The 14,023-nt window shown below is 37.4% G+C and carries 12 protein-coding genes; 10 read left to right on the top strand and 2 right to left on the bottom strand.

Annotated elements, in window-relative coordinates:
• The 6 genes from MMB69_RS19515 to MMB69_RS19540 all read left to right on the top strand — a co-directional run bounded on the left by MMB69_RS19515 (position 1) and on the right by MMB69_RS19540 (position 7,316).
• Positions 1-1,002 carry a glycosyltransferase family 4 protein gene (locus MMB69_RS19515; RefSeq protein ID WP_071276413.1) on the top strand — a complete coding sequence of 334 codons (1,002 nt, stop codon included), beginning with the start codon at positions 1-3 and terminating at the stop codon, positions 1,000-1,002.
• A 72-nt stretch (positions 1,003-1,074) separates the two neighbouring features.
• A complete protein-coding gene (locus MMB69_RS19520) occupies positions 1,075-3,765 on the top strand; it encodes an accessory Sec system protein Asp2 (protein WP_277448281.1) in 2,691 nt (896 codons plus the stop codon).
• A gap of 35 nt (positions 3,766-3,800) precedes the next feature.
• The gene (locus MMB69_RS19525) at positions 3,801-5,078 is read left to right on the top strand and encodes a nucleotide sugar dehydrogenase (RefSeq protein WP_277448282.1); all 1,278 of its coding nucleotides are present in this window, start codon (positions 3,801-3,803) and stop codon (positions 5,076-5,078) included.
• Entirely contained in the window at positions 5,075-5,878 is an 804-nt protein-coding gene (locus MMB69_RS19530) for an ABC transporter permease (RefSeq protein WP_049163404.1), read from the top strand. Before MMB69_RS19525 ends, MMB69_RS19530 begins: the two co-directional genes overlap by 4 nt.
• 16 nt (positions 5,879-5,894) lie before the next feature.
• A complete protein-coding gene (gene tagH, locus MMB69_RS19535; protein WP_057241646.1) occupies positions 5,895-6,860 on the top strand; it encodes a teichoic acids export ABC transporter ATP-binding subunit TagH in 966 nt (321 codons plus the stop codon).
• A gap of 75 nt (positions 6,861-6,935) precedes the next feature.
• Positions 6,936-7,316 (top strand): triple tyrosine motif-containing protein, encoded by a 381-nt coding sequence (locus MMB69_RS19540; protein WP_043979836.1) that lies wholly within the window; start codon positions 6,936-6,938, stop codon positions 7,314-7,316.
• A 37-nt stretch (positions 7,317-7,353) separates the two neighbouring features.
• Here the strand turns inward: MMB69_RS19540 and tagU are convergent, their stop codons facing one another.
• The gene (gene tagU, locus MMB69_RS19545) at positions 7,354-8,316 is read right to left on the bottom strand and encodes a polyisoprenyl-teichoic acid--peptidoglycan teichoic acid transferase TagU (RefSeq protein WP_277448283.1); all 963 of its coding nucleotides are present in this window, start codon (positions 8,314-8,316) and stop codon (positions 7,354-7,356) included.
• A 195-nt stretch (positions 8,317-8,511) separates the two neighbouring features.
• Between tagU and MMB69_RS19550 the strand changes: the two genes are divergently transcribed.
• The gene (locus MMB69_RS19550) at positions 8,512-9,273 is read left to right on the top strand and encodes an SGNH/GDSL hydrolase family protein (RefSeq protein ID WP_277448285.1); all 762 of its coding nucleotides are present in this window, start codon (positions 8,512-8,514) and stop codon (positions 9,271-9,273) included.
• A 45-nt stretch (positions 9,274-9,318) separates the two neighbouring features.
• Here MMB69_RS19550 and MMB69_RS19555 read toward each other — a convergent pair whose 3' ends face one another.
• Positions 9,319-10,050 carry a DUF6270 domain-containing protein gene (locus MMB69_RS19555; protein WP_098239346.1) on the bottom strand — a complete coding sequence of 244 codons (732 nt, stop codon included), beginning with the start codon at positions 10,048-10,050 and terminating at the stop codon, positions 9,319-9,321.
• 313 nt (positions 10,051-10,363) lie between these two features.
• Here MMB69_RS19555 and MMB69_RS19560 point away from each other — a divergent pair, with 313 nt between their 5' ends.
• The 3 genes from MMB69_RS19560 to MMB69_RS19570 all read left to right on the top strand — a co-directional run bounded on the left by MMB69_RS19560 (position 10,364) and on the right by MMB69_RS19570 (position 13,985).
• Positions 10,364-11,116, top strand: coding sequence for a CpsB/CapC family capsule biosynthesis tyrosine phosphatase (locus tag MMB69_RS19560; protein WP_277448286.1), 753 nt, complete (start codon positions 10,364-10,366; stop codon positions 11,114-11,116).
• A gap of 279 nt (positions 11,117-11,395) precedes the next feature.
• Entirely contained in the window at positions 11,396-12,163 is a 768-nt protein-coding gene (locus tag MMB69_RS19565) for a tyrosine-protein phosphatase (protein WP_221813102.1), read from the top strand.
• A gap of 100 nt (positions 12,164-12,263) precedes the next feature.
• On the top strand, positions 12,264-13,985 hold the full coding sequence (locus MMB69_RS19570; RefSeq protein ID WP_277448287.1) for a pyruvate oxidase: 1,722 nt from the start codon (positions 12,264-12,266) through the stop codon (positions 13,983-13,985).
• Positions 13,986-14,023: the final 38 nt, after the last annotated feature.

Consider the following 14,023-nt stretch of genomic DNA (forward strand, 5'->3'; position numbering starts at 1 on the left):
ATGAAAAAGATATTATTTGCAGGACATGATTTAAAATTTGCACGTATCATTATGGACCGTTTGGCAAGCCGTCCTGGGTTTGAAATTAAAACGGACGAGTGGAGTGGCCATAATGCTCATGATGAAGAACAGAGCCAAGCTTGCTTAGAATGGGCCGACGTTATTGTTTGCGAATGGGGACTTGGAAATGCAGTGTGGTATTCTCATCATAAAAAGCCTCATCAGCAGTTAATTGTACGCATGCATCTTCAAGAGCGTGATACGATTTACCCTCATAGTTTTAACATGGAAAATATCGATAAAATTATCGCGATTTCTCCATACGTATATGAAGAGTTTTATCGAACGTTTAATTTTCCGCGTGAAAAGATGACGATGATTTATAACGTAGTAGATACAGAAAAAGTGGATGGCTCCAAAACGGAAGACGCTAAATATCATTTAGGCATTATTGGAATTTGTCCACAGCGAAAGCGTCTAGACTTAGCTGTAGATATGCTAGATAAGTTATGGCATCAAGATAATCGCTATAAGCTGTTTGTTAAAGGAAAAATGCCGCAGGAATATTCATGGCTGTGGAATAAAGAAGAAGAGCGTGAATATTACGAAGCAATTTTTAATCGTATCGAAAAAGCTCCGTGGAAAGACGCTGTTATTTTTGAAGGGTTCGGTGATATTTCTGAATGGCTTTCAAAGGTAGGAATTATTCTATCAACAAGTGATTTTGAAAGCTTCCACCTTTCACCAAGTGAAGGAATGGCTTCAGGCGCTTATCCAATTATTCTCAACTGGGATGGCAGTGATACGATCTATCCTAAAGAGTATCTTCTATCTGATGTGGAGGAAGCAGTAGCACGTATTCTAGCACTGAACTCAAAAGAAACAGATGCAGAGCTTCAAGCTTCTTTAAAAGAGTATGTAAAGCAGCACTTTGGAGCTGAAAAAGTAGCGAATCAATGGGAAGAGTTAATTGTGAACGTTGCGGAACCTGTTTTAAGTTAATCTATAAGTTCCTTTTGAAATTTATAGTTTGTATGCGTACAGCGCGCATATGAGAAAGTGGGAAATGACTGAATGATAAATACAAAAAAAGCATTAACGGCATTGGATGAAGAAAAAATTCAAAAGCTGATGAGGATCTTACCGAAAAGTCGGAATAAAGATCCGCTAGCAGCTGCTAAAAACATTATGGGTAATAAATATCCGCTTCCGCCTTTTGGGGTCATTCGATACCCAAAAGGAATTCTATGGAATGAAGATAAATCTAGAAGTTTTTTACGCTTGATTCATGGTCATACTTTTTTAGGATGTTTGACGGATGCTTACGAAGAAACCAAAGAAGAGCAGTACAAAGATAAAGCCATTGGTTTAGTCAAAGATTGGATTCAAAAAAATCCTTATCCTAATGGTTCAAATGAAATGGCTTTTCACGATGAAACAACGGCAATGCGTTTGCAGTATTGGTTGAGATTATACATCTTAGCGAAGGACAAGCTTGCTTCGTCGGATGAACAGCTTATCTTAGAGAATATGGCTAAAACAGCTAATTTACTGTCTCAAGATGATTTTCATTCAACAAATACAAATCACGGCATGTTCCAAGATATTTCTTTGCTTGCTTACGCGATGTATTTCGAAGAGGCAGATAATGAGTCGGATCGTTATCGTGATATTGCATTAAAGCGTCTCGTTGATTACTTTACCTATGTGTATACAGAAGAAGGCGTACATAAGGAACATTCGCCGTCGTATCATTTTCTTGTATCTAATTATTTAAATAAATTGGTCGTATGGCTGAAAGATTTGAGCCCTAACCATGCAAAGTTTTTTGTTGATTTATTTAAAAAGACAGAAAAATATGCAACCTATATTATTCGACCAGACGGACTGTTCCCGCCTCTTTGTGATACAGAATCGAAGCCTGTTGTAAACAGCAGTTACCGAAGCTTGTACAAAAGTGAAGAGTTTCTATATGCAGTTCACCAAGGTAAAGCTGGGAGAATGCCTGTAGAAAAAGATGCGGTGTTCAAAGACTCCGGTTATGCGATTTTCAGGAGCGGATGGGAAAGAAAAGAAAAAGAAACGTACGTACTGTTTTCTGCAGCTTATCACACTAGTTACCATAAGCACAGTGACGACTTAAATATGCACATTTATTCAAACGGTGATATCATTACGGAAGCTGGGCCAAATGGATATAATTACAAAGATAAGTTTACGAAATATGCATATTCTTCATTTGGACACAACACGCTAATCGTGGATGGCCGCGGTCTTCCTCGAGTGGATCATCAGCACGAAAAAGTATATATAAAAGATTATCAGCTAACGGAAGACTACTCGGAAGCAACGGGAGTGAATGAACGTTATAGTGGAGTTACCCATACGCGTAACGTACGCTATAACAAGCAGCTTGAGCATATCACTGTACGTGATCAAATCGCTTCAGAAGATACTCATCAATACAAGCTGTTTTGGCATGTAGCTCCGGACTTAGAAGTTCACGTAAGAGATCAAATTGTGGAGTTATTTAGAAACAATAACAAAGTAGCTGAACTTGAAATTACGTCTACTACAGACGTGAATATACGAGCAGTGCGTGAACAAACAGTTCCGCACGTGCAAGGATGGGTATTTCCTAAAATGGAATCGAAACAGCCTGCTACTGTGCTGGAACTGGATTTCAGCAGCGGCAAAGATTCCGTTGAAGTAGTAACAGAATTCCGCTTGGCGAATTATAAAATCGCAGCAAGAGATCAAGGGCCATTTGAATTAGAGTCACACTATCAATCTATGAATGGCGTGAAGTATCATTTTGTTCCAGCAGCTGATGAGACATTACAGGATAAATTGGTTATTGTCTTTTCTGCTTTAGCTAATAAATATCATTATGTATATAATTATATGAAAACGTTAGATGAAGTTGGAGCAAATAAACTTTTCATTTTAGATGATTTTGGTGAACAAGGATCTTACTACTTAGGCAAAAATAGAAATCATGTGATTGAAACAAGCGTATCTTCGCTTATTCAATATATTATGTCCAAGCACGGTTTTACGCACAAAAATGTTATGACCGTAGGCTCGTCTAAAGGCGGCTATGCGGCGTTATACTATGGAATTAAGTATCATTTTGGACAAGTAATTGCCGGTGCTCCTCAAAGTAAATTAGGAGACTTTTTGATTGATCAGGCAGAGCATGTCAACATTGCAGAGTATATTTCAGGCTCGGATAATGTAAACAAAGAATACTTAAATCAAATTCTATTTAACTTACTAGATCAGCCTGTAGATAGCGCACCAGACATCCGTTTGTATGTAGGAACGTGGGATTATCATCACAAAAGTCATGTTCTTCCGCTGTATCACCAGCTAAAAGACAGAGGGTATAAAGTAACGCTAGATTTAGAAGATCGAGCAAACCATAAGGATTTGAAAGGTTATTTTCCTCTGTATCTTGGCCGAACGATTAGCGAAATTTTAGATGTGCAGTATGTCGAACATGTGCCATTTAAAATTAAAAGAGCTCTTTTAAAAGATAACAAGAGCTACTTTATTGCAAGATGTGATACAGAAGGCCACGGCAATTTGGAGTACGCATACTACATTTACAAAGACGACAAAATCGTTCACAAAACGTCTTATATCGAGGAAGAAATTTTTCGTTACAAGCCAAGAGCTAAAGGCGAATACAGATGTAGAATTTTTGTAAGAAATCAATACAAACAAAAAGCGGTTAGAGACACGAATAGTGTCTTTATATAAAACATTATTAAGCAGTTAACACAGGAGGAAATAAAATGAAACTTTGTACAGTAGGATTAGGATATATTGGATTACCAACGTCTATTATGTTTGCAAAACATGATGTGGACGTTGTGGGTGTCGACGTAAGTCAACGCGTAATTGAATCATTAAACAATGGGAAAATCCATTTAGAAGAGCCTGGTCTGCAGGAAGCATTAAATGAAGTAATTGAAAAAGGTACATTCCGCGCAGCATTACAGCCGGAAAAAGCAGATGCATTCATCGTAGCTGTACCAACACCAAACCATGATGACCAACACAAATCTTGTGATCTATCATATGTATTAAGCGCTGTAAGCAACGTTATTCCTTACTTAGAAAAAGGAAACGTATTAATCGTAGAATCTACAATCGCACCGCGCAGCATGGATGACCATGTGAAACCGTTAGTAGAAGCAGCTGGCTTTGAAGTTGGAAAAGACGTGTTCTTAGTACATTGTCCAGAACGTGTACTTCCAGGACAAATCCTTCATGAACTAATCCACAACAACCGTATTGTTGGAGGACTTACGCCAAACTGTACAGAAGCTGGTGCAATGGTATACAGCACATTTGTAAAAGGTGAAATCATTAAAACAGATGCAAAAACAGCAGAAATGTCAAAACTAATGGAAAACACATTCCGTGACGTAAACATCGCATTAGCAAACGAATTAACAAAAGTATGTAACGAATTAGAAATCGATGCGTTAGAAGTTGTTCAAATGGCTAACAAGCATCCGCGTGTAAACCTTCATACACCAGGACCAGGTGTAGGCGGGCACTGCTTAGCTGTAGACCCATATTTCATCGTTGCAAAAGCGCCTAAAACAGCGCAGCTTATTAATCTAGCAAGAACAATTAACACATCTATGCCTCAATACGTAGTAGACAACACAAATGCTCTAATGGAAAAAGTAGACGGACGCGTTGTGACAGTATTCGGTTTAACGTATAAAGGAAACGTAGACGATATCCGTGAAAGTCCGGCAATGGAAATCTATGATTTATTAAAAGCAGAAGGCAAATACGAAATTCGCGCATTTGATCCTCACGTAGAACAAGATTGGGTTGAACAAGATATCAAGGAAGCTGTACGCAATTCTGATCTAGTTCTTGTGTTGACAGACCATAATGAATTTAAAGAATTAAACTGGAGCGAATTGGAAGGTATGGCAACAAAACGTATTTTCGATACGAAAAACGTGGTAGCTAACCGTTCTGACGATTTCAGCTACATTAACTATGGTAACCTACATGCATTCCTTAAGAAGGAAGAAGTAATGGCATGAATTCTGTAGGGAGGATTTTGAAAGAACAATCCTCGAATTTTCATTTAATATTGAGATTATCTCTTTATGATGCAAAAAGTAAATACCAAATGCACTATCTTGGAGCTGTATGGCAGTTTTTAGGACCTGCCATACAGATTCTTCTGTACTGGCTTGTTTTTGGATTAGGAATTCGTGGAGGAGCACCCGTACACGGAATTCCATTTTTTGTATGGCTAATTGCAGGGTTAATCCCTTGGTTTTTTATTAGTCCTTCCATTACTCAAGGTTCAAACAGTGTGTATGCAAGGGTAAGTTTGGTTTCAAAAATGAAGTTTCCAGTCAGTGTACTGCCAACTGTCACGATTGTCAGTAACAGTTTTCAGTTCATCATCATGATGCTGGTTATGGGAGTTATCTTTGTCATTTACGGAATTAATCCGGGATGGTATTTACTTCAATTGCCATATTATTTAGTAGCATTATTTGTGTTTTTATTTGCACTCACGCTGCTAACATCAACTATTTCAACGTTAATAAGAGATTTTCAGCAAATATTACAATCATTAATGAGAATGGTGCTTTACTTATTGCCTATTTTATGGGATACGTCTAAATTGTCACATGTATATGAAACGATTTTAAAATTAAATCCACTCTTTTACATCGTGCAAGGATTTAGATATTCATTGTTAGGTTACGGTTGGTTTTATGAGGATTGGATATACACATTATATTTTTGGGTTATCACATTATTAATACTAACAGTAGGATCAATCCTACATTTGAAATTCAGAAATAAATTCATCGATTACTTGTAATCTAGGAGCGTAATCTATGGCACTAAAAGTTCAGTTTGAGAACGTTAGTAAAAAGTATGTTTTATATAAAAAAAGATCCGATAAACTGCTTGAAATTTTCTTTCCAAAAAAGAAAAATGAAAGCTTTTACGCACTAAGAAACATTTCTTTTTCTGTAAATGAAGGAGAAACAATTGGTGTTGTAGGAATTAATGGATCGGGAAAATCAACTCTTTCTAACTTGCTGTCGCAAGTTGTGCCTCAGACGTCAGGTGATATTAAAATCAATGGTGAAACATCATTAATTGCTATTTCGGTAGGGTTAAATAATAACTTAAATGGATTAGAAAATATCGAATTGAAGTGTCTGATGCATGGACTAACGAAAGAAGAGATTAAAAAAATCACTCCTGATATCATCGAATTTGCTGATATCGGAAAATTTATTACTCAGCCTGTTAAAAACTATTCGAGCGGTATGAAATCAAGGCTTGGATTTGCCATTTCGGTTCATACTAATCCTGACATACTGGTAGTCGATGAGGCTTTATCAGTAGGAGATCAAACATTTTACGATAAGTGTTTGAAAAAGATTAATGAATTTAAAGAACAAGGTAAAACTATTTTCTTTATCAGTCATTCGTTGACTCAAATCCGCAGTGTATGCAACAAGGTCATGTGGATTCACTTTGGAGAGTTAAAGCAATTTGGCGGCACTCGTGTTGTTTTAGAAAAATATAAAGAGTTTGTTAAATGGTTTAATGGATTAACTGATGAAGAGAAAAAGCAGTATAAACTAGATATGCTGGCTAATCAGGCAAAAGATGAATATGCCTTGATGAATGAAAAGAGTGAGTATAATCAGTCATTATACTCGTTAGAGCAGCGTACGAAGCGACGTGAACGGAAAAAAGAAAGACGAAAAACGTTCAAGCTTTATTTTCAAGTAGGCATTTTATCTATGCTGTCTTTGTTTTTAGCGATTTTAATGTTTTATACATAAGGTTTATAAAGCATTTTAATAATATTGAGAATAGATATGTAGATTGATATATCTACTATTCAAGGAGGATCTCTAATGAAAGCAAAAGTATTAATTCCAATCGTAGCAGGTGCACTATTATTCACAGGCTGCAGCAATGACAAAGAAACTGCAAGCAAACCAACTAAAACGGAACAAACTCAACAAGAAAAAACAGCATTAAACAAGGTCTCTATTAAAAACGTAGGAGACAAACGCTTAGAAGTAAAAACAACAGCGGAAGGGAAAGACCTTAAATACGCTTATTCCGTTTATAAAGACGGAAAGCTATTCCAAAAAATCCCTTATTCATCAAAAAAAGAGTTGGCTTATAAGCTAACGAAGTCTGGCGACTATCGTGTACGCGTATACGTGAAAGCTGGAAAAGAAAAAGCTGTTGCTAAAAGCACAGAATTAGTAAAAGTAACGAAATCATAATAAAAAAAGATCACGGGATACATCCCGCGATCTTTTTTTATTTTAGATTTAAACTTTCTTTTAATTCAGCAGATAGTTGGTTACGCGTGTCATCAGATACGGCATAGTAATAGATACCGTTAATCTTTTGGCCTTTTCCATCTATTTGAAGCTGTTCTGAATGTTTACGTGCGTCTTTATAGTTTGATTGAATTTGCTTCATATCATCAAACGTAAGGTTTGTTTTTACATTTTGGCCAATTGCATCTAGAATTGTACCGTAGTTTGTTAAAGACTGAACGCTAGCTCCTTCGTCAATAACGCCTTCAATTACTTGACGCTGACGCTGTTGACGTCCAAAGTCACCGCGAGGGTCTTGTTTACGCATACGTGTGAAAGCCAATGCTTCTTTACCATCTAACGTTAGAGGGCCTTTTTGGAAGCTGTAGCCGTCATAATCAAATGCAAGAGTATTATTTACAGTTACGCCGCCAACAGCGTCTACAATGTCTTTAAAGCTTTCCATATTCACTTGAACGTAGTAGTCTACAGGAACGTCTAAGAATTTTTCTACCGTATTTACGGACATGTCTACGCCACCAAAAGCATAAGCATGGTTGATTTTATCTTGTGTGCCTTTTCCTACAATTTCAGTTCGCGTATCACGTGGAATACTCACCATCTTCATAGACTGTGTCTTTGGGTTTACCGTCATTAAAATAGTAGAATCTGAACGTCCGCGGTCACCGGCACGCTGATCTACTCCTAATAGTAAAATAGAAATAGGATCTCCATTTGCTAAGCTCACTTTATTTGAGCGCTTTTCAGATACATCACGTTTTAACGGTTCGTGAGTTTGTGTAAATGTCTTTTCAACGGAATGCCATATGCTATATGCATAGCCTGCTACACCTAGAATTAATACTAAAATAATACCAAGAATAATTTTAAACGCGCGTTTCTTTTTCGGTTTTTTTCGTTTGCGTCTGCGCGCGTTTGAAGGTTGTACTTGTTCTTCCATGTGGAACCTCTCTTCCTTTTCCTTATGTATTGATAAAATAAATGTCTTCTATGTAAGCCATTATTCTTATCTTATTCATCAGAAAACACGTCAAAATGATTAAAAAAATGACAAATTTAATCAAATTTCTTCATGTACTTTAAAATTATATTATAATAAAAGAAAAAAAGAAAGATATAGTAAGGGAGACATTTTATGAAAATTTTAATTAATGCATTTGCTATTCTCATCTTTATCTCGTCTTTAGTAGCAGGAAAGATGTATTGGAATCATCAATTAGACAAACAGTTTGAAACGAAGCCTATAAGAGTAAGCGCAGCCGAAACAAAAAAGGATCTGCAAACCGAGACTAAGAATCTGCCGGAATCAATTGTAAAGAAATTAGAGAATGCAAAGAAAACAGGAAATCCCGTAAAACTTGTAATTGCAGGATCCGCTCCCGAGAAAGATGTAAAGACATGGGGAACTTTATTGAAAGATAAAGTAGAAGATACATATGGGACAGATTTAATAAATGTAGAGTTGTATGAATACAAACAAATGAATACATTACAATTTGTGAAATCAAAAACGTATGAAGAAATTACAGAAGCAAAGCCTGATATCTTGCTTTTTGAACCATTTTTATTAAATGATAACGGCGTAGTAGGTATTAACAATACAATTGATAACTTGCAAATTATTATGAATCATATTGAAAGTGAAAATAAAGACCTAGTTACTATTTTTCAACCATCTGCTCCGGTCTATCAAGCTCAAAATTATCCTAACGACGTAAATGCTTTAGAAACCTTTGCTAAAGAAAATGGATACGAGTTTGTAAATCATTGGAGTGCATGGCCAGATTATAATGAGGAAGGCATTTTAAAGTATTTATCTGATGAAAATGGTCAACCGAACGAAGAAGGTGAGAAGGTATGGTTCAAATTTCTCTCTGAGTATTTTACCAATTCATAATGAAAAAGCACGCTACCTTATAAAGAAGGTGCGTGCTTTTATTTTTTAATTTGCTGCAACAAGTAAAAGTAAAGCGTTAAGCTGTTCTAAAAATCTTTCATAATAAGCTGGCTGATAGTGTCTTGGCGTAAGACCCCATTTGTGATTTTCATCTGCCATAAATTCTTCTTTTATTTCAAGGTATGTACTATTGTTAATTTTGTTGCCAAGGTATGTATACATATACTCTAATTGCTGATTGTGACGCTGAATTTCGTCTTGATTTTCAAAAACTTGAACGTTTCCTTCTTTATCTACATATTTTTCTTTCCAAAACGCTTTATGAATAATGACTTTTGAAATGCTGCTTGCGTTGATTCTTTCGCATATTTTATCAGCAGAGCTTTCCCATAATTCATCAGTGCGTTCTACAATTCTTTTACTTTTTAAATCATTCATTAAATTAGATTGAGCAAATTCTTTAGAAAGAGCGATGTAAGATTCTCCGCGTTTCATAAGTCTTAATCTTTCAGAGAGTAAGTCAATGATTAACGTGTCGGCAGGCTCTTCATCCACATGTTTTAAGAAAAGTTTATTAAGATCATTGTATACACTTCTACGCTGGAATTTGGACTCAATGTGGATGCCTCGAATGGAAAGTCCAACAGGTTTGGATGCTAGCGATATAATATTCGTTCTAGCAAAATACTCATTAATTTCATATTGATGGTCAAACATAGCAAAAGGGTCTCTAGAAACGCAGCTTCCTAGAATGTCAATTTTCTTCTTCAAATTCATCTACAACTCCTACAATATTTTCTCATTTTTAGACACATATAGAAAAACTATAAACGAAGAAGAAGAGAAAAGTCAATCAGTGTTTAGGTATATTTACTCATTTTCTATCTTGTACATTTTGAATCGTTTCTTTTTAACATTTTCTTCAAGAAAAGAATGTTGCATTTCATTACAAAATGAACGTCTATCAACCCCAAAAGAGAGCATGAGCAAAAATAGATACTTATGCTAGAAGATAGAAAAAAAGCCCTGTGATATAATATAATTCATGGAATACTATCCATGATCTGAGGCATAGAAAGAGGAGAAAAAAATGATAGATATATATACCAATATCTTGCCAAATGTGAACAGTGGTCCCAAAAGTGTAGAAGAGTTTTTAGAAATGGCAAATGTATTAGTGAAACAAGGAGTAACAGAAGTCGTAGCAGCACCTCTTTATGACGGAAAAGATTCCAGCTATAAAGAAGGCGTGGATCTTGCGAATGAATGGTTAAGAAAATCTTCTATTTCGTTAAGCGTTTTACCAGGTCAAAAAGTAATTGCCTCTACCAATATGATTGTATCAAACGAAGAGTATTACACGATGACAATAAATGAAAATGAAAAATATATGTTTTTACACATTCCACAAGACGTGGAAATTGAAGTGTTAGAAAATATTGCTTACGAGCTTCAGCTAAAAGGTATTGTACCGGTTTTAAATGAGCCTGAGTGTCATTCATTATTTGTGGAGAACCCTCCGCACTTGTACAAGCTCGTAAAAAATGGAGCAGTCGTTCAGCTGTCTGCACAAAGTGTGCTGGGCCGCAACGGCAGTAAAGCTAAAAAAGCAGCTTATCAGTTCATTGATCACGGATTAGCACACGTTATTGCATCAGGTGTAAATCGTGAAAATTACCAGCAGTACGGCCTGCAAAAAGCCTATTCAGCCGTTTCTAAAAAATACGGCAACAGCAAGCTCTATCATTTCATGGAAAATGCTGAGGCTATTGCGAGTGGAAAGGCTGTTTATAAACAAGAGCCTGAACGCATCAAAAAAACAAAATTTCTAGGAATCTTTTAACTTTTCCCTTTGTACCCTGATTAACTTCTGTTTAATCAGGGTATTTGCATACAAAGACCTATTTAAATCCCTTCTTTTATCATCATTATTTGGAGTTATTTTACAAATTTTGTTTGCGTTCTCACATAGAGTGATAGTAAAATATTGTTAGTTAAGTAGATGACAGGAAAGTACGCGGTTTTCCGGGGTTCGTGGAGGTAAATGTCGAGAAGAATACATAGTTTCACACTAGAAATCGTCGTAGAATAGAGCTATACAAGACGCAGGGAGGGAAATAAAGTGATTGATATTCATACGTACATATTGCCTAATATCGATAGCGGACCTGAGGAAGTAGACGGCTTTTTGAAGATGGCACGCTCCTTAGCGGATCAAGGTGTTCAGTCCGTGGTGGCGACGCCGCTTTATGATAGCGATCAAGAATTTATGAAACACCATTTATTTCTCTATGTAAATGCAGCTAATGAATGGCTCACAAATTCATGTGTTCCTCTACAAGTATTACCAGGTCAGCTTGTCCCTTTATCGCCTCAGCTTCTGCGAAACTATGAGCGAAATCAGCTTCTTACACTTAATCACACCGATAAATATTTGTTTCTTTCACTGCCTGAATATGATATCTCACCTTATTTTGAAAAAACGCTGTATGATCTTCTCACAAAAGGCGTTGTGCCTATTCTACGTTCACCAGAATGTCATCCGATTTTCCGAGATCACCCTGAGCGTTTGTATGAGCTTGTTAAAAAAGGCGTACTCGTTCAGCTAAGCGCCGCTAGTATTCTTGGTTTAAACGGAAAAAAAGAAAGAAAAGCGGCGTGTATGTTTATTAAATACCGCTTAGCCCACGTGATTGCCTCTGGCGTTCATGCTCGCAATTACCACGACTATTCACTTTCAAAAGCGTATGATTACATTTCCGATATGTACGGTGCGTCAGAACTTTATTTTTTTATTGAAAATGCAGAGGCGATTATCGACGGTCGTCCGGTTCATCAATTAGAGCCTGAGCCAATGAAAAAATTTAGTTTATTTAAATTATTTAGCTGAAAACAAGGGACTTTTCCATAAAAACGGGAAAGTCCCTTGTTTTGTCTTTCTTTCATTGTGGTATGGAATAGAAACAAAGTTAAAGAAAGGAAGGCTGAATATGATAAAAACTACAGCTGGAAAAGCAGCTATGTCCGTGTTAAAAGAATGGAAGATCGATCACATTTTCGGTATGCCGGGAGATTCAATCAATCATTTTATGGACAATCTGCGCAGTGAAAAAGATGAAATTGAGTTTATTCAAGTCCGTCATGAGGAAGTAGGCGCACTTGCGGCATCTTCTTACGCTAAAATCACGGGTAAAATCGGCGTGTGTCTATCAATTGGAGGGCCGGGTGCGATTCATCTGTTAAACGGCTTATATGATGCCAAAGCAGACGGTGCACCGGTGCTAGTGCTAGCCGGACAGGTGCCACGTGCAAAGCTTGGCAATGAATCATTTCAAGAAGTGAATTTAGAACGTGTTTTTGACGATGTGTCGGTGTTTAATCACCGCGTAGACTCGCCTGAATCATTTCCGCATCTGCTGCAGCAAGCCATTCGAACGGCTTATGCGAAAAAAGGCGTTGCGGTTCTAGTTATTCCAGATGATATTCCGTCTTCAACGATTAAAATTGATGAAAAAACGCCAATTGCTAATGTCTCAAAATCCATTTCTCACAGTGACCCAGAAGATGTAGCTAAAGCGCTTCTAGCCATTAAATATGCGAAAAAACCGGTTATTTTAGCAGGAACGGGTGCAAAGCATGCGAAGCTTGAGTTAGCACAGTTTGCGGAAAAAATCGCGGCGCCGATTATCTTTACGCTTCCGGGTAAAGGCATACTGCCTGATCATCATCCTTATAACCTCGGTCAGCTCGGGCAGATTGGGACAAAGCCGGCGTATGAAGCAATGGAAGAAACCGATTTGTTAATTATGATTGGAACTTCGTTTCCATACCGTGAGTTTTTACCAGATGGAGTCGAAGCAATACAGCTAGATTCCGATGCCACACAAATTGGCAGACGCTATCCTGTATCGATTGGATTAGTCGGAGACTCGAAAACGACGCTGTCGCAGCTTGCGCATAATTTAGATTATCAAGAAAACCGCCGTTTCTTAGAAGAGTGTCAAGTTAATATGGAAAACTGGTGGAAGCACGTAGAAAAAGAAGAAAATGAAGTGAGTACGCCAATCAAGCCGCAGCAAGTCATTCCTAAGCTGCAAAAAATCGTAGATGATGATGCGATTGTATCTGTTGATGTCGGGAACGTGACGGTATGGATGGCGAGACATTTCCGCATGACGAATCAAAAATTTGTCATTTCCAGCTGGCTGGCAACGATGGGCTGCGGACTTCCGGCTGCGATTGCAGGAAAGCTTGCCCATCCGGAAAAACAATCGGTAGCCGTGTGCGGTGACGGAGGCTTTACGATGGTCATGCAAGATTTTGTGACGGCTGTGAAGTACAAGCTGCCAATCGTTGTAGTCGTCCTTAATAACAGTGAAATCGGGATGATTAAATATGAACAAGCGATTCAAGGTCATTTGGATTACCAAACGCAGCTTGGTGAAATGAACTTTGCAAAGTTCGCTGAATCGTGCGGAGGGATTGGCTATCGTGTTGAAAAACACGAAGAGCTCGAAACAGCATTTGAAAAAGCAGCGCTTGCGAATGTCCCTGTTGTGATTGATGTCGTTATTGCGGATGAACCGCCGCTTCCAGGCAAAATTTCATTTGGACAAGCAGCGAATTATTCAAAGCACATCATGAAAAAGTTTTTCAAAGAACATGAGCTCGAAATGCCGCCGCTTCGTAAAGGACTAAGCAGAATGCTTTAATCAGTGACTCTCCGCATAGGAGAGTCTTTTTAGGAGGG

The sequence above is a fragment of the Priestia sp. P5 genome (assembly GCF_029522155.1).
GTDB lineage: Bacteria > Bacillota > Bacilli > Bacillales > Bacillaceae_H > Priestia > Priestia megaterium_E.